This is a genomic window from Neisseria sp. S1 (assembly GCF_048060015.1).
Classification (GTDB): Bacteria; Pseudomonadota; Gammaproteobacteria; order Burkholderiales; family Neisseriaceae; genus Neisseria; species Neisseria arctica.
This window is the reverse complement of record NZ_JBLUPI010000008.1, coordinates 56,346-79,903: the sequence shown is the minus strand read 5'-3', so window position 1 is coordinate 79,903 and position 23,558 is coordinate 56,346. Positions and strand designations below refer to the sequence as shown.

The following is a 23,558-nucleotide window of genomic DNA, read 5'->3' as shown; positions in this document are numbered from 1 at the left end:
ATGAACCATCGGATAATACGTTCTGCTGAGTTTAATGGTGACCGTGCCTGGGCTGCTTTAGATATCGCGAACATGAGCGGAATCACGGTACGCCTACATTGGACAGATCAGCCCTACAAATGGCATATCAATGATGGTGAAGAAGTATTTGTTGTGATGGGCGGTACGGTAGATATGCACTATCGTGAAGGTGGACAAGAACATATTGTTCGTTTGCAAACCGGAGATATCTTTTTCGCCGGTATTGGTACCGAACACGTTGCCCACCCGCAAGGCGAAGCACGGATATTGGTGGTTGAAAAGGAAGGTAGTATTTAGGCTAGGCTGCTAAAGATTTTGAAAAGAGCAGAACCAAATATTTGTAGGAAATTAAAGAATTTGGTTTTAAGCCCTGATACCCGGTAGGACATCCATGTCGGCATTAATAATGATGCTGTATGAATATAAAAGTAGGTAGAAAAAATGGCTATTTATCAATCCGGTGTTATTTTTGATCAAGTCGACACCCTACAGTCTGACTGTTGGACGTTGGCTGCTTATGAAGCGCGCGGCGGTTACCAAGCTTTACGTAAAATTTTGAGTGAGAAAATCTCACAAGATGATGTGATTGCCGAAGTGAAAACTTCTGGTTTGCGTGGTCGGGGCGGTGCTGGCTTTCCTACCGGCTTAAAATGGAGCTTTATGCCCCGTTCTTTTCCAGGTGCAAAATATGTAGTTTGTAATACTGATGAAGGCGAACCAGGTACATTTAAAGATCGTGACATCATTATGTTCAATCCGCACGCATTGATTGAAGGTATGATTATTGCCGGCTATGCGATGGGTGCAGAGGCTGGTTATAACTATATCCACGGTGAGATTTTTGAAGGGTATCAGCGGTTTGAAGAGGCATTGGCCGAGGCTCGCAGAGCGGGCTTTTTGGGTAAAAATATTATGGGTTTGGGGTTTGATTTCGAACTCTTTGCTGCACATGGTTATGGCGCATATATCTGTGGTGAGGAAACAGCTTTGCTAGAATCGCTGGAGGGTAAAAAAGGCCAACCGCGTTTCAAACCGCCTTTCCCGGCTTCATACGGTCTGTATGGTAAACCGACTACTATTAACAACACCGAAACATTTGCTTCGGTACCTTTTATTATTCGCGATGGTGGCAAAAATTTTGCCGACCAAGGTATTGAGAATGCGGGTGGTACAAAGTTGTTCTCTATTTCCGGTCATGTGAACCGTCCGGGTAATTACGAGGTTCCTTTGGGAACGCCCTTTGCCAAATTGTTAGAAATGGCCGGCGGTATGAAAGACGGCAAAAAGCTTAAAGCCGTGATCCCTGGTGGTTCTTCTGCTCCCGTGTTGCCCGGTGAGATTATGATGACCTTGAATATGGATTATGATTCCATCGCTAAGGCCGGTTCTATGCTTGGTTCGGGTGCCGTGATCGTAATGGATGAAGATGTATGTATGGTTCGCGCGTTGGAGCGATTAAGCTATTTTTACCATGAAGAGTCTTGCGGCCAGTGTACCCCTTGTCGGGAAGGTACTGGTTGGCTTTACCGCATCGTACACCGTATTGCTGAAGGTAAAGGACGTCCGGAAGATTTAGAGTTGCTTGATTCTATCGGTAACAATATGGCAGGTAGAACGATTTGCGCCTTGGCGGATGCAGCGGTTTTCCCGGTACGGAGCTTTACCAAACATTTCCGCCATGAGTTCGAGCATTATATTGAACACGGCAAGCCTGCCAAAGAACATAAATGGTGTTAATTTATTCGGATGGTATGATATTTAATTTCATCTGAAAATAATAAATATTATTGTTTTAAAATTACATCTTTTAATCATGTAAATTTAAGAGTGCGTTGTTAAGATGAATATAGTTCGTAAACAATGTTTCTTGTGTTGGAAAACTTATAAACAAAAGAATTTATTCATTTTCTCCGTGGCAGACAGAGTAGCAGAGATTTGTGTTCATTGTAAAAATAGGATTAATGATTTAGTTCCTGATTTGCCACCTGAAACTATGCATGAAATGATTCTAGCTACTAATATGTTGGTTTTTAAAGTAGGAATTGAGCGTACAGAAGCCATTAAATTGGTGATTAAGAACATCGGTTCATTGGACGTGATAGAGAAAATTGGTAGGGATCATAAAAAAATGGGCGGCAGAAGTAAACCCGTGCGTATGAGATTGCATACTAATCATCCAGATGAAAGAGAATTCTCACGTGATATCTTTGATCGGGGTATTAGGATATCTGGAAGCTTTCATTCTAAAAATTGAAATTATCGCTATAACTATTTTTTAAAGTTATTTAATTAATTTTAAGATATTTAATATTTACCAGGTAACGTAGGAAACACACCATGTTACAAATCGAAATTGACGGTAAGCAGGTATCGGTAGAGCAAGGCACCACCGTAATGGAGGCGGCGCACAAGCTTGGCACTTATATTCCGCATTTCTGCTACCATAAAAAGTTATCTATCGCCGCTAACTGCCGCATGTGCTTGGTAGAAGTAGAAAAAGCACCCAAGCCGCTACCTGCCTGTGCCACACCGGTAACAGACGGTATGGTAGTTCATACCCATTCTCCTAAAGCCAAACAGGCACAAGAAGGGGTAATGGAATTTTTGTTGATTAACCATCCGCTTGATTGTCCGATTTGTGACCAAGGTGGCGAGTGTCAATTACAGGATTTAGCAGTCGGATATGGTCAGTCTTCAAGCCGCTATCAGGAAGAGAAACGCTCGGTAGTCGGCAAAGATATGGGCCCATTGGTGTCGGCAGCCGAAATGAGCCGTTGTATTCACTGTACCCGTTGCGTACGTTTTACAGAAGAAATTGCCGGTATGCAGGAAATCGCAATGGCAAACCGCGGTGAGTTTTCTGAAATTATGCCGTTTATCGGTAAAGCCGTGGAAACCGAATTATCGGGTAATGTCATTGACTTATGTCCGGTTGGTGCGCTGACTAGCAAACCATTCCGTTATGATGCCCGCTCTTGGGAGCTAAGCCGTCGTAAGACCATTTCTGCGCATGATGCTTTGGGTAGCAACCTGATTGTGCAAACTAAGGATCACACCGTCCGCAGAGTGTTGCCGTTGGAGAATGAGGCGGTTAACGAATGTTGGATTTCGGATCGTGATCGTTTCTCTTACGAAAGCCTGTATCATGAAAGCCGTTTGAAAACGCCGAAAATCAAACACGGCGGGAAATGGCATGAAGTGGATTGGTCGACTGCATTGGAATACGTTCGTAAAACATTAGATTGTATTGCAAAAGAGGATGGTAAAGACCAAATCGGTATTTGGGCTAATCCGATGAATACGGTTGAAGAATTATACCTGACCAAAAAGCTTGCCGAAGGTTTGGGTATCAAACATATCAGCACACGCTTGCAGCAACAGGACAATCGTCTTTCAGATGGCCTCAAGGGTGCGCAGTGGTTGGGACAAAGTATCCAAGATTTGGCAGCCAACGATGCCGTACTGATTGTTGGTGCTAATCTGCGTAAAGAGCAGCCATTGTTGACCGCTCGTTTGCGCCGTGCAGCCAAAAACGGTATGGCATTGAGCTTGGTGGCTTCCAGTCATGAAGAATTGCATATGCCGTTATTTGCCCGTAAGGTCACTCATCCGAATGATTGGGTAGATTTGTTAGGTAACTTGGCTGATGATACGCAAAGTGCTATCACCGATAATCTGAAGCAAGCTGAAAAAGCAACCATTTTATTGGGAGCGGAAGTTCAAAACCATCCTGATTATGCGGCTATTTATGTAGCTGCTCAGAAGCTTGCTGCTGTTACTGGAGCAGTTTTGGGTATTTTGCCTCAAGCTGCCAATAGCGTAGGTGCTGATGTGTTGGGTTTGAATATCGGGCACAGCATTCAACAAATGTTGCAAGAGCCGAAAAAAGCCGTATTGCTTTTGAATGTGGAACCTGAAATTGATGTCGCTGATGGTGTACAAGCCGTTGCTGCATTAAAGCAGGCACAAAGTGTGATGGCATTTACACCGTTTGAAAGCGAAACATTACGTGAAGTTTGTGACGTAATGCTGCCCATCGCACCTTTTACCGAAACTTCTGGTAGTTTTGTAAACATGGAAGGCCGTTTGCAATCATTCCATGGAGTGGTAAAAGGTTTTGCCGATTCGCGCCCTTTATGGAAAGTACTGCGTGTACTAGGCAATGTATTCGAATTGGCCGGCTTTGAATTCGACAGTAGTGAGCAAGTGTTGCAAGTTGCAGTCGATAAAGCAAATTTATCAGAAAAGCTGAGTAATCAAAGCAGTTGGCTGGGTAGTTCCCGCCAAAATAGTAATCAGTTGTTGGTACGTGTCGGAGGAGTCGGTATTTATCATACTGATGCTTTGGTACGCCGTTCTGAACCGTTACAAGCAACCAGCCATGCTCAAGTGCCGGCAGCTCGAGTGAACCCCGTTACTTTATCGGTTTTGGGTTTGCAAGAAGGTGAACGGGTTTATGCAATGCAAAACGGTAATCGTATTAAAGTTACTGTTTTATCTGATACAGGCTTGCCTGAAAATGTTGTGTACCTCCCGCTTCATACTGAAAATGCTGCGTTGGGTGCGTTGATGAATACCATCGAGTTGGTACGGGGTTAATCATGCAAGAATTTTTTCAAACCTTGTTGGGTAACGAAATCGGCCTGATTGTTTCAATTGTGTTGAAAATTGTGATTATCCTGATTCCGCTGATTCTGACAGTTGCTTATCTGACTTATTTTGAGCGTAAAGTAATTGGTTATATGCAGCTGCGAGTAGGGCCGAATGTAACGGGCCCTTTCGGTTTGATTCAGCCGTTTGCCGATGTATTGAAGCTCTTGTTTAAAGAGGTAACTCGTCCGTCTACCTCCAATAAAGCTCTATTTTATATCGGCCCGATGCTATCGCTTGCTCCGGCATTTGCAGCATGGGCTGTGATTCCTTTCAGCAGTGAGTGGGTATTGACGAATGTAAATGCAGGCCTGCTGTTTATTTTGATGATTACTTCTTTATCTGTATATGGCGTAATCATTGCTGGATGGGCTTCTAACTCAAAGTATGCCTTTTTGGGAGCAATGCGTTCTTCAGCACAAACGATTTCATATGAAATTGCTATGAGTGCTGCGTTAGTAGGGGTAGTGATGGTATCGGGTAGTATGAATTTTGCCGATATCGTGGAGTCGCAAAGTAAAGGTATAGCAGGCGGTTCGATTTTCTCTTGGAATTGGCTGCCTCTTTTCCCGCTGTTTATTGTTTATTTGATTTCAGCTGTGGCAGAAACCAACCGTGCGCCTTTTGACGTGGCAGAGGGTGAGTCTGAAATTGTAGCGGGTTTCCACGTAGAGTATTCAGGTTTTGCCTTTGCCTTGTTTTTCCTTGCCGAGTACATTTTTATGATTTTGATCGCTGCGTTGACTTCATTAATGTTCCTCGGTGGTTGGTTATCACCTTTCCCTCAAAGTTGGGGCATTATCGGTACACCTAGTGTGATTTGGATGTTTATTAAGATGGCCATGATTCTGTATGGTTATCTTTGGATTCGCGCGACTTTTCCACGTTACCGGTATGACCAAATTATGCGTTTAGGTTGGAAAGTACTGATCCCGATAGGTTTCCTCGGTATTGTAGTACTTGGCCTGTGGATGATTTCGCCCTTGTCTTTGTGGAAGTAAGGGAGGAGAAGTAAGATGACTAATTTAGTAAAAACTTTCTTACTGGGTGAGCTTATAAAAGGAATGGGCGTAACGCTTAAAAACTTTTTCGCCCGTAAAGAAACCATTATGTTTCCTGAGGAAAAAACACCTCAATCAGTTCGTTTCAGAGGATTGCATGCACAGCGCCGTTACCCGAATGGAGAGGAACGCTGCATTGCCTGCAAATTGTGTGAAGCTGTTTGTCCTGCGATGGCAATCAATATTGAATCTGAACAGCGAGAAGACGGCACGCGTCGTACCACCCGTTATGATATTGATTTAACTAAGTGTATTTTCTGCGGATTCTGTGAGGAAGCGTGTCCGGTAGATGCGATCGTGGAAACACATATTTTAGAGTATCACGGTGAGAAGCGTGGTGACCTTTACTATACAAAACCGATGCTGCTGGCCATTGGTGACCGCTACGAAAGCGAAATCGCCAAGCGTAAAGCAGCTGATGCGCCGTATCGCTAAGGAGCCGTGAAATGACGTTTTCCCTTATTTTATTTTATGTATTTGCTGCCATTGTATTATTTGGTGCGCTGAAAACTGTTACTGCTAAAAACCCAGTACATGCAGCTCTCTATCTTGTACTTACTTTCTGTACGAGTGCCATGATTTGGATGCTGATGCAAGCTGAGTTCCTTGGGATTGTATTGGTGCTGGTATATGTTGGTGCAGTGATGGTGTTGTTCCTGTTCGTTGTAATGATGCTGAATATTGATATCGAAGAAATGCGCGCAGGATTCTGGCGTCATGCTCCAGTAGCAGGCACGGTTGGTGTGTTAATGGCAGTGGTGCTTATCATGATTCTGATTAATCCAAAAACGAATCTGGCTGCTTTTGGATCAATGCAGGATATTCCGGCCGACTACAGTAACATTCGTGATTTAGGTAGCCAAATTTATACAACATATTTGTTACCGTTTGAATTGGCCGCTGTATTGCTGGTGTTAGGTATGGTTGCGGCAATTGCTTTGGTACATCGCAAAACCTACCAACCCAAATATATTAATCCCGCTGACCAAGTTAAAGTAAATGCAAAAGAAGGTCGTTTACGTATGGTGAAAATGAAAGCCGAAGTAGCTGAGCCTGTAAATACTACAGCTGTTTCAGACGGCCAACCAGAAGGTGAGGGCAAAGCATGATTACCTTAACCCATTATTTAGTTTTGGCTGCATTATTGTTCGGCATTAGTGCTATGGGCATTTTTATGAACCGTAAAAATGTTTTAGTTTTGTTAATGTCGATTGAGTTGATGCTTTTGGCCGTCAATTTCAATTTCATCGCATTTTCACAGTATTTGGGCGATACCGCCGGCCAGATTTTTGTATTTTTCGTATTGACGGTGGCCGCTGCGGAATCAGCAATCGGTTTAGCTATTATGGTATTGGTATTCCGTAATCGTAATACCATCAATGTAGCCGACTTAAACCGCCTTAAAGGTTAATCGGGAGAATAAGAATAATGGATAATATGAGCTTATATCTGACCATTGCCTTAGCACCGTTAGTCGGTTCGCTGATAGCAGGTTTGTTTGGCAACAAAATCGGTCGTTCCGGTGCACATACAGTTACCATTCTGGGCGTAGCTGTTTCTGCGGTGTTGTCGGCTTATGTGTTGTATGGTTTTATTGACGGTAGCCGTACTAAATACGATGAAAATGTTTATACCTGGCTGACAATGGGTGGTTTGGATTTCTCAGTCGGTTTCTTAGTAGATAGTTTGACTGCCATGATGATGGTGGTAGTAACCAGCGTGTCACTAATGGTACATATCTACACTATCGGCTATATGCATGATGAAGAAGTTGGTTATCAACGCTTTTTCAGCTATATCTCCTTATTCACTTTCTCAATGCTGATGCTGGTGATGAGTAATAACTTCATTCAGCTGTTTTTCGGCTGGGAAGCTGTCGGCTTAGTGTCTTATTTACTGATCGGCTTTTATTTCAAGCGAGAGAGTGCCATTTTTGCTAACTTAAAAGCATTTTTAGTAAACCGCGTTGGCGACTTTGGTTTCTTGTTGGGTATTGGCTTAGTATTAGCTTACTTCGGGGGTAGTCTGCGTTATGCCGATGTATTTGCTTATTTGCCTAATCTTCAAAATGCAACTATTCAGTTGTTTCCTGGTGTTGAGTGGTCGTTGATGACGGTAACCTGCCTGTTGCTTTTCGTAGGTGCTATGGGCAAGTCAGCTCAATTTCCCTTACATGTTTGGCTGCCAGATTCCATGGAGGGCCCGACACCGATTTCCGCATTGATTCACGCAGCTACAATGGTAACAGCAGGTTTGTTCATGGTATCGCGCATGTCGCCGATGTATGAATTAAGCACGACGGCACTAAGCGTAATTATGGTGATCGGTGCGATTACTGCTTTGTTTATGGGTTTTTTGGGCACCATTCAAAACGATATCAAGCGTGTGGTGGCTTATTCTACGCTATCGCAGCTCGGTTATATGACTGTTGCTTTAGGAGCTTCGGCATACTCGATTGCTATGTTTCATGTGATGACGCATGCCTTCTTTAAGGCTCTATTGTTCTTGGCAGCCGGTAGCGCCATTATTGGAATGCACCATGATCAAGATATGCGCCACATGGGTAATCTGAAGAAATATATGCCGATTACTTGGATTACTATGCTGTTGGGTAATCTTGCCTTGATTGGCACTCCTTTCTTCTCAGGCTTTTATTCAAAAGATTCAATTATTGAAGCGGCTCATGCTAGCACATTGCCAGGTAGCACTTTTGCGTACTTTGCCGTATTGGCTAGTGTATTCGTAACTGCTTTTTATGCTTTCCGCCAATACTTTATGGTTTTTCACGGTAAAGAAAAATGGCGTGATTTGCCTGAGCATCATGATGCACATCATGACGATGGGCATCACCACGGTTTAGGTAAAAACGATAACCCCCATGAAAGTCCGTGGGTAGTTACCTTACCTCTAATCTTATTGGCCATCCCTTCCGTCATTATCGGTTATCTCGCTATCGAACCTATGTTGTATGGTGATTTCTTCAAAGATGCTATTTATGTGAATACCGAATTACATCCTACAATGGCTATTTTGAAAGAAGAGTTCCACGGACCGTTAGCAATGGTAGCGCACAGCTTGCATACTCCAGTTCTGTACTTGGCAATTGCCGGTGTCTTGTTAGCGTGGGTTCTATATGTGAAAGCTCCGCATTTACCTGCGAAGATTGCCTCGGCATTTAGCCCTATTTATAAAATTTTGGAAAATAAATATTTCTTAGATGCTATTTATTTCAATGTTTTTGCCAAGGGTTCGCGTGCATTAGGTAACTTTTTCTGGAAAGTTGGTGATACCGCCATTATTGACAATGGTATTGTGAACGGTTCGGCCAAATTTGTGGGTGCTATTGCCGCACAAATCCGCAAAATGCAAAGCGGTTTTATCTACACATATGCAGCAGCTATGGTTTTCGGTGTGCTGGTGTTGGTAGGTATGACGTTCTGGCGTTTGTTTGCCGGGTAATGTAGGAATCAATCTTAGAATAAACAGGTTATGAATATGTTTGATAACTTACTCAGTTTGGCCATTTGGGTGCCGATAGCAGCGGGTGTGCTGGTATTGGCTACCGGTTCCGATAGCCGTGCAGGCATCGCTCGGGTTCTGGCCCTTATTGGTGCTTTGTCCGGTTTTCTGATAACGCTGCCTCTATTTACAGGCTTTGATCGTTTAAACGGCGGTTACCAATTTACAGAGTTCCATAGCTGGATTCCTGCGCTTAATATCAATTATGCCTTAGGTGTGGACGGTATTTCGGTATTGTTTGTTATTCTCAATAGCTTCATTACTTTGATGGTTGTACTTGCCGGCTGGGAGGTTATTCAAAAGCGCCCAGCACAGTATATGGCGGCATTTCTGATTATGTCGGGCTTGATTAATGGTGCTTTTTCCTCTCAGGATGCGATTTTATTTTATGTGTTCTTTGAGGGTATGTTGATTCCTCTATACCTAATCGTTGGTATGTGGGGTGGCCCACGTCGTGTATATGCATCCGTAAAACTGTTTCTATATACCTTATTAGGCTCGCTCTTAATGCTGGTAGCTTTGATTTATCTTTCTTTCAAGGCCGGGGGCAGCTTTGCAATTACTGATTTGCAAAACTTGAAACAAATTCCGTTTACCATCCAACAGTTGTTGTTTGTTGCTTTCTTCTTATCTTTTGCTGTCAAAGTACCGATGTGGCCTGTGCATACTTGGTTACCGGATGCTCACGTTGAAGCACCGACAGGTGGCTCGATGGTTTTGGCTGCCATTACTTTGAAAGTTGGTGCTTATGGCTTTCTTCGCTTTGTTTTGCCGATATTGCCGGATGCCTCACGGTATTTTGCACCGGTAATTATTGTACTGTCATTGATTGCGGTGATTTATATCGGTATGGTGGCACTGGTGCAAACAGATATGAAAAAGCTGGTGGCTTACTCTTCTATTAGCCATATGGGTTTTGTAACGCTGGGTATGTTTTTATTTAGTGGCGGCTATCTGAATGATTGGGCACTCAAAGGCGCCATTATCCAGATGATTTCGCATGGCTTTGTATCTGCAGCAATGTTTATGTGTATCGGTGTAATGTATGATCGGTTACACACTCGTAATATTGCGGATTATGGCGGTGTAGTAAATGTTATGCCTAAATTTGCTGCCTTTATGATGCTTTTCGGTATGGCAAATGCGGGCCTGCCTGCAACTTCCGGCTTTGTAGGTGAGTTTATGGTAATTATGGGTGCCGTCGAAGTAAATTTCTGGATTGGTGCTTTGGCAGCTTTGACACTTATTTATGGTGCTTCTTATACTTTGTGGATGTATAAACGTGTTATTTTTGGCCCGATTACGAATCCCGAAGTGAAAGAAATGAAAGATATCAACTGCCGCGAATTTGCCGTATTGGCGATTTTGGCTGTGGCGGTTTTGGGTATGGGTTTGTATCCGCAAGCCTTTATTGAAGTCGTACATCAAGCGGCCAACGACTTGATTGTACAAGTAGCACAAAGCAAGATTTGAGGTGTGTGAATGAACTGGACTGATTTGAATTTAATCCCGGCCATGCCTGAAATTGTTTTGCTTTCGGCATTGGGTATCGTATTGCTGGTGGATTTGTGGACGAGTGATAAGAATCGTAATCTGACCCATATTCTCAGCTTGCTTACTCTGGTTGTAACTGCCGCTACCCAGTGGATGGTATGGATGCCGCAAAGCGTTTCTACGTTTAGTGGAATGTATATTGCAGACGGAATGTCGCAGCTTTCCAAAATGGTGATGTATGCGGCAATGTTTGCTATGTTGATCTATGCCAAACCATATAATCAAAGCCGAAAAATCTTTAATGGCGAATTTTATATCTTAGCCTTGTTCGCTTTAACTGGCATGAGCGTAATGGTGAGTGCGGGGCATTTCCTTACGGCATATATTGGCTTGGAATTGTTGTCACTTTCTCTGTACGCTATGATTGCTTTGCGCCGGGATTCCGGAAATGCTGCGGAAGCAGCACTGAAGTATTTCGTACTGGGTGCTTTGGCTTCAGGTCTATTGTTGTACGGTATCTCTATGGTATACGGTGCAACCGGCTCACTTGAGTTCGCTTCTGTACTTGCTTCAGCACACGAAGGGCAATCTAATATTTGGTTGTTACGCTTGGGATTAGTTTTCATCGTAGTGGCTGTTGCATTCAAACTGGGTGCCGTACCTTTTCATATGTGGGTACCCGATGTATACCAGGGCGCGCCTACCTCGGTTGCGACTTTTGTCGGTACAGCACCTAAAGTTGCAGCAGTTGTATTCGCTTTCCGAATTTTAGAAACCGGCTTGGGTACTGTCTCTCAAGATTGGGCTCCAATGTTGGCCATCTTAGCAGTGGTTTCATTGTTGGTGGGTAATTTGGTCGCTATCATGCAGACCAATATCAAAAGGATGCTGGCTTACTCAACGATTTCTCATATGGGTTTTATTTTGTTGGCATTTATGGCTGGTGCCGTTGGCTTTACTGCCGGTCTGTATTATGCGATTGCCTATGTGGTTATGGGATTGGTAGGTTTCGGTGTATTGATGTTGTTGTCGAATGAAGCATTGGAATGCGAAGAAGTCAGCGATTTAGCCGGTTTGAACCAACGCAATGCCTGGTATGCATTTTTGATGCTGCTGACGATGTTCTCAATGGCCGGTATCCCGCCATTGATGGGGTTCTATGCCAAATTTGCAGTGATTAAAACGCTGTTGGAGCAAGGCTATGTATGGCTATCAGTATTTGCTGTTGTCATGTCTCTGATTGGTGCCTTCTATTATCTGCGTGTAGTAAAAGTGATGTATTTCGATAAAAATACACATGAAGAGCCTTTGGGTAGTAACTTTTTTGCCAAAGCTTTGTTATCCGTAAATGCATTATTGCTGTTGGTATGGGGCGTAATGCCGCAAAGTGTGATGAATTGGTGTGTTCAGGCATTGAAAAGCACATTGTAATATTTTCTATATTGGATAACGGCAACCCACGAAGGTTGCCGTTTTTGCTAAGATACAGCCTGTGTAACAGGCCGTCTGAATATTATTGGACATCTTAATAACCAATAATGCTTGATCTGTTTGAATCTTTTGATAGCTGTTTGATCTGGTTCTGTAACACTGATAAAGCCACGGTTTTAAATTTCAGGATAATTGTAAGATGACCGCTTCCATGTATACCCTTTTGATATTGGCATTGATTTTTGCTAATGCTCCTTTTTTGACTAGCCGGTTTTTCGGTATTTTTAAATTGGTAAAAAAACGCTTTATCCATCACCTGCCGGAATTGGCCGTAGGTTTTGTTATTACAGGCTTATTAGCCCGCTTATTGGAATCTCGTGCCGGCAGTGTACACCCCCAAGATTGGGAGTTTTATGTAACGGTAGCCTGCCTATATTTGGTTTGCGCCTTTCCTGCATTTGTATGGCGCTATTTTTGGCATAGTAAACACAAAGAATAGGATAGGCTGTCTGAAAATATTGCCTTGAAGTTGGTTGTTGATCGATTTTACGGAAATCGCACGGAATAGCATGATGCAAAAATCAATTGAAAATCTTTCCCAAGCCCGCTTGATTGTTGTCAAAGTAGGGTCCAGTTTGGTAACTGCCGAAGGTAAGGGAGTGGACAAACAGGCATTGAGTAATTGGGCTGCACAAATTGCCGGCTTAAAAGCGCAAGGTATACAGGTGATTTTTGTATCCAGTGGTGCAATTGCAGAGGGAATCAAGCGTTTGGGTTGGGACAAGCGTCCGAAAGCGGTCAATGAATTACAGGCAGCTGCGGCAGTTGGTCAGATGGGGATTGCCCAAGCTTATGAAGAAGCTTTTGCTCCTTACGGTATCATGACGGCCCAGGTTTTGCTGACGCACGAAGATTTAAGTAATCGTACCCGCTATTTGAATGCCCGTAGTACATTACGCACTTTGTTGGAAAAAGGGATTGTACCGATTATCAATGAAAACGATACGGTTACAATTGATGAAATCAAATTGGGGGATAACGATACGCTTGGAGCTTTGGTCACTAATTTGGTGGAAGCCGACGCTTTGGTGATTCTGACTGATCAGCAAGGGTTGTATGATAGTGATCCGCGTAAAAATTCACAGGCGAAATTGATTGGGCGTATTGCGGCGGAACACCCCGATTTAGAGCGTATGGCAGGCGGAGCCGGCAGTGCGGTTGGTACCGGCGGTATGTATACCAAAGTTATGGCAGCCAAGCGTGCCGCATTAAGCGGTGCGGCTACAGTGGTTGCTGGCGGGAGGGTTCCGGCCGTGTTGGAACGTTTGGCTAGAGGAGAGTCAATCGGTACGTTGTTTACCAGTGAACATAACCGTATTAATGCCCGTAAGCAATGGTTGCTTGGTCATGTACAACTTTGCGGCAGACTAACCGTAGATATAGGTGCAGAGCGGGCAATTGTAGAAAAGCATGCCAGTTTGCTGCCGGTAGGATGTATTCGGGTAGAGGGACACTTTTATCGCGGCGAATTAGTTGCCGTGGTGAATGCAGAAGGTAAGGAAATCGCCCGAGGTTTGTGTAATTACAGCAGCTCGGAAACACAAAAAATACTGCGTACGCCTTCGGATCAGATTGAAGCTAAAATCGGCTATATCATGGAAGACGAGTTGATACACCGAGATAATATGGCCAGACCGTGGTAAATTGGTTTTCAGACGGCCATAGATTATTTTCAGAACCATTTAGGTATCAGCCGGTTGAATCATTCTGACTATTTTATGTGTGTGATATTAAGATCAAAGAGTTGTATTAAGTAGCAGCGGCAGTGTCACAAAATATTCAATAAAATGTCATAGTTTGCTTGCTTGTCACATTAGCGTCATTTGAGTGCGTTATGCTTGTCATCATAATGAATTTGGATCGCTACCTTTTAGGTTGCCTAAAATAATTGGAGAAAAGCATGGCTAAAGTTCGTGTGTTGGCAGTTGAAGATGAAGAATCTATCCAAGCATTGATACGGTTTACTTTAGAACAGGCGGGTTTTGAAGTGGAAGTTGCATCCAGCGCGGAAGCAGCCCGACAAAAGCTGGACCAAGCATTGCCGGATGTTGCCTTATTGGATTGGATGCTGCCGGGACAATCGGGAGTTCAGTTAGCCAAGCAGCTTCGGCAAGATGAGCGCAGTAAAGATTTGCCAATTATTTTACTGACGGCCCGTAGCGAAGATATTGATAAGGAGCAGGGCTTGAACCAAGGTGCGGATGATTATCTGACCAAGCCGTTTTCACCACGAGAATTGATTGCACGCATCAATGCTTTGTTGCGTCGCCGTGCACCACAAAAAACTAGTGAAATAATCGAGATTAAAGGTTTGAAATTAGACCCTGCTGAGCAGAGGGTGTATGGGAATGAACAGCCTGTCAGCTTCGGACCTACGGAATTCAAGCTGTTACATTTTTTTATGACGCACCCTGAGCGCGTGTACAGCCGCCGCCAATTGTTGGACTTGGTGTGGGGCGATCATGTATTTGTTGAAGAGCGGACAGTAGATGTACATATACGCCGTTTGCGGCGTGCTTTAGAACCGACGGGATTTGATCGGTTTGTACAAACAGTACGCGGTGCCGGTTATCGGTTCTCACATAAAGAGGCCGCCTGAACGTGGGATTTGTTTGGAAACACATCGCTAACGGTTTGTTTTGGTTATCCGTATTGGCATTGATAGGTTATGCAGCAAAAGGTCTAACTGGTCTTTTGCTGCTTTGTTGTTGTTGGTTAACTTTGTGGCTGATATGGCAGTTTTACTATATTTTCAAATTGGTAGGCTGGCTGGCATCTCCAAAAATAAGCAGTATTCCCCAAGTAAACGGCATGTGGGCGCAAGTTTTTAATACGCTTCTGCGCCAAGCGAAAAGCCGTAAAAAACGCAAACAAAAGTTGGGTTCGGCTTTGCAACGTTTTAATCGAGCGGTAGAAACCATTCCCAACGGTATTTTGATTCTTAACAAACAAGGGCGAATTACTTGGATGAATTCGCTTGCCGTGCAGCATTTGAATCTTAACCCACATTCCGATTGGGGGGGAATCTTGAAAAATTTGGTGCGTACCCCCGCATTTTTGGATTATTTACAGCATACGCCTCAGGAAATGCCGGATATCAAAATCACTATGCCGAAAAACGGCGGGTTAACTGAGCGGACTTTATTAGTATCTCGTGTCGAATTCGAGGGAGACGAAGAATTATTTATTACCCGCGATATCAGTGAGGCAGAGCAGCTTAATGCCACACGCACAGCTTTTGTCGCCAACGTATCTCATGAATTGCGTACACCTTTAACAGTAATAAACGGTTTTTTAGAAACCATGGCGGATATGCCTGATTTACCCCGTGAGCAAACCCGGCAATTTATCGGTTTGATGCAAAAAGAGGGTACCAGAATGCAAACGCTATTGGCAGATCTGCTGACTTTATCGCGTTTGGAATCGGGCATAAAAGGCGAACATACTCCTATCGATTTATCCGCATTGGTGGGTTTGTTGGCAGAAGACGGTAAGACACTGTCGGCAGGCAAGCATACTATTGAGACCGATATTATCCCTGATTTGTGGATAGGCGGTATTTATACCGATTTGTATAACGGTCTGAGCAATTTGGTATTCAATGCCGTACGTTATACACCGGAAGGCGGGCACATACGAATCAGCTTAGAGCTGGTTCCGTCGGAGAACCTTTTTACCTTGCAGCCGATTCGCTTTTCTGTGAAAGATAACGGCCCTGGTATTGCAGCCGAACATCTGCCCCGTTTGACCGAACGTTTTTATCGGGTCGATAAAGGACGAAGCCGCTCCAGTGGGGGGACAGGCTTAGGCTTGGCGATTACCAAGCATGCCTTGGCAGAGCATGGTACTGCATTACAAATTACTAGTGAGGTGGGTGTAGGCAGTGAGTTTTCAGTGATATTTAAGCAAGCCGTTCCTCCCTCTCGTGCTTAACGGGCTTTGTTTTTTGAATAATTTTTGAGTAGGGTCGGATGAATTTATTTTTGAAACAAAAATATTGATTAAAGATGCCGTCTGAAAATACAGGCGGCATCTTTGTTTAGTGTCTGTTATGTTGATACGGAACCAGGTAGTAAGTCGAATATCTTACACTAATTCATGCAGAGCCATGCCGTATCAGATTGGCAGTATATCGATCAAGCCAGTTGCAGAATGGGCTTTCCGGCTTTGCCGACAGCTTGTTGGTAGGCTGGATTGGCTTCAATGCGTGCCAAATAGCTGCGGATGTTGGGATACATACCGAGGCTGGAGCGGGCAGCTGCGGCCTGAAGAGGGTAGCTCATCATGATATCGGCACCGCTGATGAAGTCCCCCATAAGCCAGTTTTTTCCTTCTAAAGCTTGTTCGACATGGCGTAGATGCTGGGTAGTTTGCGGGCGCAAAAAGCGAGACTGCGCCTCCTCGTTGATTTTTTTAGCCGCCGGCCTAATTAAAAAAGGCATCGGTGCAGTTTCGATTTTTCGGAATACCAGCGACATCAGCATCAGCGGCATTAACGATGCTTCGGCATAATGCAGCCAGCGTTGGTATTGCCAATAATCGGGATGGTCGCGCTCGGGCATGAAACGGCCATTGCCGTATGTTTGGATAAGGTAGTCGGTAATTGCACCGCTTTCGGCCAAGATCATATCACCGTCTTGCAGAATCGGCGCTTTACCTAAAGGATGTACTTTTTTAAGCGCATCTGGCGCTAAGAGGGTGCCGGGGTGGCGTGCGTGTTGGCAAAGGGTGTATTCGAGACCGAGGAGTTCAAGCAGCCATACGATACGTAAAGAGCGCGATTGCGCTAAGGCGTGGAGTTTCAGCATATTTTTCCCATTTTATATTTTCGTAATGTGACGTCGGAGCAGCGGCCTTTGTGGCTTATTTGTTTGGCTGCCGTTATTTTATTGAAATAATTCGATAGGTTAATATTATATTTTGTTATTTTCAATAGTCTGCATAAAAAGCGTTTGAAAATAGCAGGCTAAGCCGAAATATCGTAGGTGGATTTGCGACAGGTTGGGTTATGGAGTGTGGCTGCAATATGTTGCGGGGAATATTCAGGCCGTCTGAAGGTTTCAGACGGCCTGAATGTCGGTTTGCCTGATATTCCGGATTTTTGGTTAGCGGGTACGCGCCAATAATTCATCGGCTAGGTTGAGATAGGCAAGCGTTCCTTTGGCCTTGGCATCATAGGCAAGAGCCGGGAGGCCGTGGCTGGGAGCCTCTGCCAAACGCACGTTTCGCGGAATCGTAGTGGTAAAAAGCTGCTTACCGAAGTGCGATTGCAGCTGTTCGGTTACCTCCTGCGCCAAGCGGCTGCGGCTGTCATAAAGGGTACGCACAATGCCGAGAATATCCAGTTGGGGATTGATTGCTTGGCGGATTTTACGGACGGTGGCGACTAAGTCGGAAATGCCTTCAAGCGCATAGTATTCGCAAACCATCGGGACAATAACGCCTTGTGCGGCAACCAAGCCGTTGAGTGTCAGTAAGGTTAGTGTTGGCGGGCAGTCGATGAGGATGTAGTCATAATCAGCGCTGATATCGGCCAATGCGTTTTTCAGACGCATCTCGCGGGCGATTTCCTGAACCAATTCTATCTCGGCACCGGCTAAAGCACGGTTGGCGGCCAATACGTCATAACGGCCCGCCTCACTTCTGACAACGGCTTCTTTAACACTGGTTTCACCAAGCAGCACTTGATAGACGCCGGCGTCGAGGCTGCCTTTGTTGATCCCGCTGCCTGTAGTGGCATTGCCCTGCGGGTCGAGATCGATCACGAGAACACGTTGTTTTTTATCGGCCAGCGAAGCGGCAAGGTTGACCACAGTAGTGGTTTTGCCGACGCCGCCTTTTTGGTTGGCAACGGCGATGATTTTTGCGCTCATATCATTATGTCTTCATGCAATCGTTTGGTCAGCGTGAATTGTACCGTTATTTGTTTGAAAAGGGTATCGGCAGGCAGACTGTGTTGGGTTAGATGAAGTTTGGTTTTGAGGGTAGGCGGCAACTTCGGGATGCGGCTTGATAGAATACCGGGTTGTCTCGAAAACATTCCCACAATTCTGCCGCTTCCCTTGTTTTCGCGTAAAATGCACACAAATACAATATCCCGATCTCTGCTTAGGGCGCCGCCCGCAGGCAGAAACTTAAAATATATTTTTGCGGAACTTAAAACATGTATGCCACCGTATACCTTGAAGACCACGAATATATAGCCTTGTGCGACCTCCTAAAGCTTGCGGGTTTGGCTGAGAGCGGCGGGCAGGCCAAGGCTGTGATTGCCGAGGGGCAGGTGTTGCGTAACGGCGAAGTGGAAACCCGAAAAACAGCTAAAATCCGCGGCGGCGAAGTAATTGAATTTGCCGGAGCGGTGTTGGAAGTGGAAAACGGCTATGACCCGGATGCTTAAACCGGAAGACCTGCTGCCTGAGCCGATACGTCCCGAGGATTGGGAATGTTGCGGTAGCGAGTGCGGCGATGCGTGTATCCAAACCATTTATTGGAAAGAAAAGGCCCGGTACGATGCGCAGCAACGCCTTTTGAAGGAGCAGCAGGCCGAAAAAGAGGCCGATCATGATTGATTTGCATTGCCATTCTAATATTTCGGATGGCACTTTGCCCCCGTTCGAGGTAGTACGTTCGGCGCATGCCAACGGCTGTACTATGTTGGCTTTAACCGATCACGACCATACCGGCGGCTTGGCTGAAGCCCGCGCACAAGCAAATGCTCTTGGTATGCGTTTTATCAACGGCGTAGAAGTGTCGGTAACTTGGCGGCATCGTAGCGTGCATATCGTTGGTTTGGATTTTGATGACAATCATAGCGGATTGCAGCACCTTTTGGCCGAAGTGCGTAAAGGCCGTTTGAAACGGTTGGAACAGATTGCCGAAAAGCTTGAAAAAAAAGGCATAACAGGGGCATATGACGGTGCATTGGCGTTGGCGGCCAATCCCGAGATGGTATCGCGTACCCATGTGGCGGAATTCTTGATTGCACAAGGCGTGGTGCGTAACAAGCAGCAGGCGTTCACCCGCTATCTGGGGGACGGCAAACCGGCCGGCGTAAAGCACGAATGGGCAAGTTTGGCCGATTGCGTAGAAGCGATTAAAGCGGCCGGCGGCTTGGCGGTGATTGCCCATCCGATGCGTTACGGTTTTTCGGCAACGGCCAAACGCAATTTATTTGAAGAATTTAAATCATTGGGTGGACACGGTATCGAAATACATAGCGGCAATTGCGATAAAAACGACCGTCTCAATTATGCTTTGCTGGCTGAACGTTTCGGCTTGATGGCCAGCGTAGGCAGCGATTTTCACCGTAAAGGCGATTACAGCGGCGGTGTATTGGGCGTTTGCCCGCCGTTGCCGGAAAATTGTACGCCGGTATGGACATGTTTTAGAGATACCTAATTGATGATAAGCATCCGTAGTCGGATATTTTCAGACGGCCTGCCGATGCAAAAAGTAGTGTGGGTGTGAAAGCGTACTTAAATAACACAATCTGATTCATGTCTTTGCCTTTGCATGATTAACCTTATCCCGCTACAAATATACCCATAACAGATAATATTGAATAAAGGAACATAAACTATGGCGCAATTTTTTGCCATTCATCCCGATAATCCGCAAGAACGCCTGATTAAGCAGGCGGCGGAAATCGTGAAACAAGGCGGAGTGGTGGTGTACCCGACCGACTCTTGCTATGCGTTGGGCTGTCAGCTTGGCGATAAAGATGCGATGGAGCGTATTTTGAATATCCGCAAAATCGATCAAAAACATCATCTCACTTTAATGTGCGCCGATTTGAGCGAACTCGGTACTTATGCCAAAGTCGATAACAGCCAGTTCCGCCAACTGAAAGCGGCTACTCCCGGCAGCTATACCTTTATTATGCAGGCGACCAAAGAGGTACCCAACCGAACGCTACACCCCAAACGCAAAACCATCGGCTTGCGCGTGCCGGATAATAAAATCGCTTTGGCATTGTTGCAGGAGCTGGGCGAACCGATGTTAAGCTGCACGTTGATGTTGCCGGAAGACGCCGAGCCATTGTCCGATCCATACGAAATCCGTGACCGTCTCGAACACAGCGTTGATTTGGTGATAGACGGTGGCTGGTGCGGTACTGATCCGACAACCGTAATCGATATGACAGACGGTGTGGAGCTGGTGCGTGAGGGCAAGGGAGATAAGGCTTTATTCGGTTTGTAAGCACACTGGTTTTTGTTGGTGGAAATATATTTCAGACGGCCTTGTATATGGCAGGCCGTCTGAAAATTAAGAAAGGAAATCCCGAATGGGTGGTAATTTTAATTTAGGTATTTTTTTATTGGCGGTGCTGCCGGTATTGTTGGCGATAACCGTACACGAAGCCGCACACGGTTATGCCGCGCGTTACTACGGCGACCGTACGGCCGAGCAATTGGGTCGGCTGACGCTGAACCCGTTGGCACATATTGATCCGATTGGTACAGTGGTTGTGCCTGCCTTGCTGTTTTTTACTACCGGCTTTATGTTTGGCTGGGCCAAGCCCGTGCCTGTGGTTTCGAGAAATTTACGCAATGTCCGTATCGGTATGCGGATGGTGGCGATTGCGGGTCCGCTCTCCAATCTGGTGATGATGTTCGGTTGGGCATTTGTGATGATGTTGGCACCTTGGGTGCCGGCCAGTTTCCAATATCCTTTGACTCAGATGGCCAATTTCGGCGTTACCATTAATGCTTTGCTGTTCGTATTGAATATGCTGCCGATTCTGCCTTTGGACGGCGGGCGTTTTGTCGATACTTTCCTGCCGCCTAAGGCTTCGATGGCTTTTCAAAAAATCGAACCTTACGGTATGTGGATTTTGGTCATTATGATGTTTACCGGCGTACTTGGTGCGATTATGCATCCTTTGGTATCGCTGGTGCTGAGCTTGGTAAGATAAGATATTGCTTTGCCCGATAGAGTTCAAAGCACACAGGCCGTCTGAAAATAGTTTCAGACGGCCTGTGTATTTGGAGTGCTACTATTTTACTCTTTGCGCTTGCAAATTTGTAAAACTTCCATTCCGTATCGGACAGCTTTCGTTTCATCCACTCCGTGTACGGCTTGCAATTCGGCTAAGGTTTGCGGTTGCTTGGCGGCGATTGCGCGCAAGGTGATTTTGCTGAATACCTGATATTCTTCTATGCCTTCTGTTGCTGCTGTTTCCGAACACCATTGCAGCAGGGAACGCATCAGCCGGCGTCGCTGTGCAGCCTCTTCGGAAAGGCCGTCTGAAAAAGGAGCGCAAACGGCTAAAATATCCGTACCGTATTTCCCGGCGCGTACTTCGCCCAAACCGTAAATGCCTTGCAGATCGAGGGTGTTGGCGGGCGTGTAATTAAGCATGTCTTCAATGCTTTCGTCCGCACAGATTTTACTCGGGGCGCAGCCTTCTGTTTGCGCCTGACGGGTGCGCCATTCCAGCAGGGCGGTACGAAGGGCACGACTTCGGTTGTCTTCGAGTGTATCGGATACGGGTGGTACGTTTTCAGACGGCATGTGATGTGTTAAGGAGCAAATCTCGAGGATTTCCAAACCGAATTTTTGGATTTTCGCTTCGCCCAGCCCGTAAATATCATGTAGCTCGGCCACGGTTTGCGGCATTTTTTCAACGATGTCGCGTAGAGTTTTGTCGCCGCAAATCACATAAGCGGGTACTTCTTCGGCTTTGGCCTTGCTGATTCGCCATTGGCGTAAGGCTTGCCAAATGCGTTCTTCGCGTTCGGTACGCAGCCATTCGTCTTTCGGTTTTTCGATGGCGGTTTTGTCGCGTTTGAGCGGGCGCAGCCAAACGGGTGTGCTGCTTTTGAGTACGGTTTTGGCGGCTTCGGTAAGCTGCAATGCCTGATGTTGCATCACATTGACGTTGAGCAAGCCCAAACCGATACATTGCCGGACTACGCCGCGCCATTCTTTGTCGGACAGCGTGTCGCCGATGCCGAAGGTAGAGAGTTTGTCGTGGCCGTTGCTTTTGATCCAATCATCTGTTTTGCCGCGTAATACATTGATAACGTAGCCTGCTGCAAAGTTCTGTCCTACACGGTATACACAGCTGAGTAGTTTTTGCACCAATACTGTGCCGTCAAAGCGTACAGGCGGGTGGAGGCAGTTGTCGCAATGCCCGCAGGCTTGGGTAGTTTCGCCGAAATGTTGCAGTAACGCCGTGCGGCGGCAGTCAGCGGTTTCACATACACCCAACATAGCATCGAGTTTTTGCTGCTCGATTTGTTTTTGTATATCGCTACCGTTGCCCTGCTGGATGCGTTCGCGCAGAATTACCCAGTCGTTAAGACCGTAGCACAACCAGCTGACAGCCGGCAGGCCGTCGCGCCCGGCGCGGCCGGACTCCTGATAAAAATGCTCGATACTTTGCGGCATATCAAGGTGGGCGACAAAGCGGACATCCGGCTTGTCTATACCCATGCCGAAGGCCACGGTAGCCACTACGATAACACCGTCTTCGCGGGTAAATCGGCGTTGGTGGGCTTCGCGCATTTCCATACTCATACCGGCATGGTAAGCGATGGCGTCGAGGCCGTTTTCACATAAAAAACCAGTGATGTCATCTACCTTTTTGCGGCTCAGGCAATATACGATACCGCTTTGCCCTGCCGCCTGTTTGCGGATAAATTCGAGCAACTGGCGTTTGCCGTTGTTTTTCTCAATGACTTGGTAGTAGATGTTGGGGCGGTCGAAACTGGCGATAAATTCGGGGCTGTTTTCCAGTTTGAGATAGTGTTTGATATCGGCGCGGGTTTCGGCGTCGGCCGTCGCAGTGAGGGCGATGCGCGGAATGTCGGGATAACGGTCGGCCAAGATACCGAGCTGCTGGTATTCGGGGCGGAAATCATGTCCCCATTGGCTCACGCAATGTGCCTCGTCGATGGCAAACAGGCTGATGGTGTTGTAATCGAGAAAACGTAAAAAACGCTCGCTCACCAAGCGTTCGGGCGCAACATACAACAGTTTCAGACGGCCTGTTGCAATCTCTTCGGCAATACGGCGCACTTCCTCGCTCGAAGTTCCGCTATGCACGCTGGCGGCAGCGACGCCCGCCGCATGCAGGGCGGCTACTTGGTCGTTCATTAATGCAATCAGCGGCGATACCACTACCGCCACTCCTTCGCGCATCAAGGCCGGAATCTGGTAGCACAGGCTTTTGCCGCCGCCCGTAGGCATCAATACCAACAGGCTTTCGCCGCCGGCCAGCGTGTTGACGATTTGCTCCTGCTTGCCCCGAAATTCGGGGAAGCCGAATACATCGTGCAAAATCTGCCGTGCGGCGGGCGGGTTGGTCATAAAGCGAAA

25 protein-coding genes are annotated in these 23,558 nt (G+C 46.0%); 21 read left to right on the top strand and 4 right to left on the bottom strand.

All coding sequences use genetic code 11. The features are described from left to right. From ACEPPX_RS07755 to phoR, 15 genes are all read left to right on the top strand, one after another. Entirely contained in the window at window positions 1-318 is a 318-nt protein-coding gene (locus ACEPPX_RS07755; protein ID WP_416623565.1) for a cupin, read from the top strand. Window positions 319-462: 144 nt separating this feature from the next. Then, window positions 463-1,758: an NADH-quinone oxidoreductase subunit NuoF gene (nuoF, locus tag ACEPPX_RS07750; RefSeq protein WP_416623564.1), complete on the top strand. Its 1,296-nt coding sequence runs from the start codon at window positions 463-465 to the stop codon at window positions 1,756-1,758. A gap of 103 nt (window positions 1,759-1,861) precedes the next feature. Continuing rightward, window positions 1,862-2,275 carry a hypothetical protein gene (locus tag ACEPPX_RS07745; RefSeq protein WP_416623563.1) on the top strand — a complete coding sequence of 138 codons (414 nt, stop codon included), beginning with the start codon at window positions 1,862-1,864 and terminating at the stop codon, window positions 2,273-2,275. Between the two features lie 83 nt (window positions 2,276-2,358). Further along, complete coding sequence (nuoG, locus tag ACEPPX_RS07740) at window positions 2,359-4,620, top strand: NADH-quinone oxidoreductase subunit NuoG (protein WP_416623562.1); 2,262 nt, start codon at window positions 2,359-2,361, stop codon at window positions 4,618-4,620. A 2-nt stretch (window positions 4,621-4,622) separates the two neighbouring features. Next, window positions 4,623-5,672, top strand: coding sequence for an NADH-quinone oxidoreductase subunit NuoH (nuoH, locus tag ACEPPX_RS07735; protein WP_047761030.1), 1,050 nt, complete (start codon window positions 4,623-4,625; stop codon window positions 5,670-5,672). A 15-nt stretch (window positions 5,673-5,687) separates the two neighbouring features. Beyond that, window positions 5,688-6,167: an NADH-quinone oxidoreductase subunit NuoI gene (gene nuoI, locus ACEPPX_RS07730; protein WP_416623561.1), complete on the top strand. Its 480-nt coding sequence runs from the start codon at window positions 5,688-5,690 to the stop codon at window positions 6,165-6,167. A gap of 11 nt (window positions 6,168-6,178) precedes the next feature. After that, entirely contained in the window at window positions 6,179-6,841 is a 663-nt protein-coding gene (locus tag ACEPPX_RS07725) for an NADH-quinone oxidoreductase subunit J (protein WP_416623560.1), read from the top strand. Beyond that, the gene (nuoK, locus tag ACEPPX_RS07720; RefSeq protein ID WP_047761027.1) at window positions 6,838-7,143 is read left to right on the top strand and encodes an NADH-quinone oxidoreductase subunit NuoK; all 306 of its coding nucleotides are present in this window, start codon (window positions 6,838-6,840) and stop codon (window positions 7,141-7,143) included. Before ACEPPX_RS07725 ends, nuoK begins: the two co-directional genes overlap by 4 nt. A 17-nt stretch (window positions 7,144-7,160) precedes the next feature. Beyond that, on the top strand, window positions 7,161-9,191 hold the full coding sequence (gene nuoL / locus ACEPPX_RS07715) for an NADH-quinone oxidoreductase subunit L (protein WP_416623559.1): 2,031 nt from the start codon (window positions 7,161-7,163) through the stop codon (window positions 9,189-9,191). A gap of 36 nt (window positions 9,192-9,227) precedes the next feature. Beyond that, window positions 9,228-10,724 carry an NADH-quinone oxidoreductase subunit M gene (locus tag ACEPPX_RS07710; protein WP_416623558.1) on the top strand — a complete coding sequence of 499 codons (1,497 nt, stop codon included), beginning with the start codon at window positions 9,228-9,230 and terminating at the stop codon, window positions 10,722-10,724. Window positions 10,725-10,733: 9 nt separating this feature from the next. Next, complete coding sequence (gene nuoN, locus ACEPPX_RS07705) at window positions 10,734-12,176, top strand: NADH-quinone oxidoreductase subunit NuoN (RefSeq protein WP_416623557.1); 1,443 nt, start codon at window positions 10,734-10,736, stop codon at window positions 12,174-12,176. Window positions 12,177-12,375: 199 nt separating this feature from the next. Continuing rightward, window positions 12,376-12,675 carry a DUF2818 family protein gene (locus tag ACEPPX_RS07700; RefSeq protein WP_416623556.1) on the top strand — a complete coding sequence of 100 codons (300 nt, stop codon included), beginning with the start codon at window positions 12,376-12,378 and terminating at the stop codon, window positions 12,673-12,675. Window positions 12,676-12,748: 73 nt separating this feature from the next. After that, window positions 12,749-13,879, top strand: coding sequence for a glutamate 5-kinase (gene proB, locus ACEPPX_RS07695; protein ID WP_416623601.1), 1,131 nt, complete (start codon window positions 12,749-12,751; stop codon window positions 13,877-13,879). 257 nt (window positions 13,880-14,136) lie between these two features. Continuing rightward, entirely contained in the window at window positions 14,137-14,835 is a 699-nt protein-coding gene (gene phoB, locus ACEPPX_RS07690; protein WP_047761022.1) for a phosphate regulon transcriptional regulator PhoB, read from the top strand. Window positions 14,836-14,837: 2 nt separating this feature from the next. Continuing rightward, window positions 14,838-16,169 (top strand): phosphate regulon sensor histidine kinase PhoR, encoded by a 1,332-nt coding sequence (gene phoR, locus ACEPPX_RS07685; RefSeq protein ID WP_416623555.1) that lies wholly within the window; start codon window positions 14,838-14,840, stop codon window positions 16,167-16,169. A 203-nt stretch (window positions 16,170-16,372) separates the two neighbouring features. On the opposite strand, the gene ACEPPX_RS07680 is transcribed toward phoR, so the two are convergent. Further along, the gene (locus tag ACEPPX_RS07680; RefSeq protein WP_416623554.1) at window positions 16,373-17,044 is read right to left on the bottom strand and encodes a glutathione S-transferase family protein; all 672 of its coding nucleotides are present in this window, start codon (window positions 17,042-17,044) and stop codon (window positions 16,373-16,375) included. Between the two features lie 177 nt (window positions 17,045-17,221). Here ACEPPX_RS07680 and ACEPPX_RS07675 point away from each other — a divergent pair, with 177 nt between their 5' ends. Next, window positions 17,222-17,362, top strand: a complete 141-nt coding sequence (locus tag ACEPPX_RS07675) for a hypothetical protein (RefSeq protein WP_416623553.1) — start codon at window positions 17,222-17,224, stop codon at window positions 17,360-17,362. Here the strand turns inward: ACEPPX_RS07675 and ACEPPX_RS07670 are convergent. Both ACEPPX_RS07670 and ACEPPX_RS07665 read right to left on the bottom strand, forming a co-directional pair. Beyond that, window positions 17,342-18,109, bottom strand: a complete 768-nt coding sequence (locus ACEPPX_RS07670) for a ParA family protein (protein ID WP_416623552.1) — start codon at window positions 18,107-18,109, stop codon at window positions 17,342-17,344. The two genes, ACEPPX_RS07675 and ACEPPX_RS07670, sit on opposite strands and share 21 nt — an antisense overlap. Continuing rightward, window positions 18,106-18,276 (bottom strand): hypothetical protein, encoded by a 171-nt coding sequence (locus tag ACEPPX_RS07665; protein WP_416623551.1) that lies wholly within the window; start codon window positions 18,274-18,276, stop codon window positions 18,106-18,108. The genes ACEPPX_RS07670 and ACEPPX_RS07665 overlap by 4 nt, the downstream gene beginning before the upstream one ends. Window positions 18,277-18,399: 123 nt before the next feature. Here ACEPPX_RS07665 and ACEPPX_RS07660 point away from each other — a divergent pair, with 123 nt between their 5' ends. The 5 genes from ACEPPX_RS07660 to ACEPPX_RS07640 all read left to right on the top strand — a co-directional run bounded on the left by ACEPPX_RS07660 (window position 18,400) and on the right by ACEPPX_RS07640 (window position 21,150). Continuing rightward, the gene (locus ACEPPX_RS07660) at window positions 18,400-18,633 is read left to right on the top strand and encodes an RNA-binding S4 domain-containing protein (protein ID WP_416623550.1); all 234 of its coding nucleotides are present in this window, start codon (window positions 18,400-18,402) and stop codon (window positions 18,631-18,633) included. Then, on the top strand, window positions 18,617-18,805 hold the full coding sequence (locus ACEPPX_RS07655) for a hypothetical protein (RefSeq protein ID WP_416623549.1): 189 nt from the start codon (window positions 18,617-18,619) through the stop codon (window positions 18,803-18,805). The genes ACEPPX_RS07660 and ACEPPX_RS07655 overlap by 17 nt, the downstream gene beginning before the upstream one ends. Next, a complete protein-coding gene (locus tag ACEPPX_RS07650) occupies window positions 18,798-19,634 on the top strand; it encodes a PHP domain-containing protein (protein WP_047761016.1) in 837 nt (278 codons plus the stop codon). Before ACEPPX_RS07655 ends, ACEPPX_RS07650 begins: the two co-directional genes overlap by 8 nt. A 180-nt stretch (window positions 19,635-19,814) precedes the next feature. After that, the gene (locus ACEPPX_RS07645; protein WP_047761015.1) at window positions 19,815-20,435 is read left to right on the top strand and encodes an L-threonylcarbamoyladenylate synthase; all 621 of its coding nucleotides are present in this window, start codon (window positions 19,815-19,817) and stop codon (window positions 20,433-20,435) included. Window positions 20,436-20,520: 85 nt separating this feature from the next. Next, complete coding sequence (locus tag ACEPPX_RS07640; protein WP_416623548.1) at window positions 20,521-21,150, top strand: site-2 protease family protein; 630 nt, start codon at window positions 20,521-20,523, stop codon at window positions 21,148-21,150. 86 nt (window positions 21,151-21,236) lie between these two features. On the opposite strand, the gene recQ is transcribed toward ACEPPX_RS07640, so the two are convergent. Then, window positions 21,237-23,549 carry a DNA helicase RecQ gene (recQ, locus tag ACEPPX_RS07635; RefSeq protein ID WP_416623547.1) on the bottom strand — a complete coding sequence of 771 codons (2,313 nt, stop codon included), beginning with the start codon at window positions 23,547-23,549 and terminating at the stop codon, window positions 21,237-21,239. Window positions 23,550-23,558: the final 9 nt, after the last annotated feature.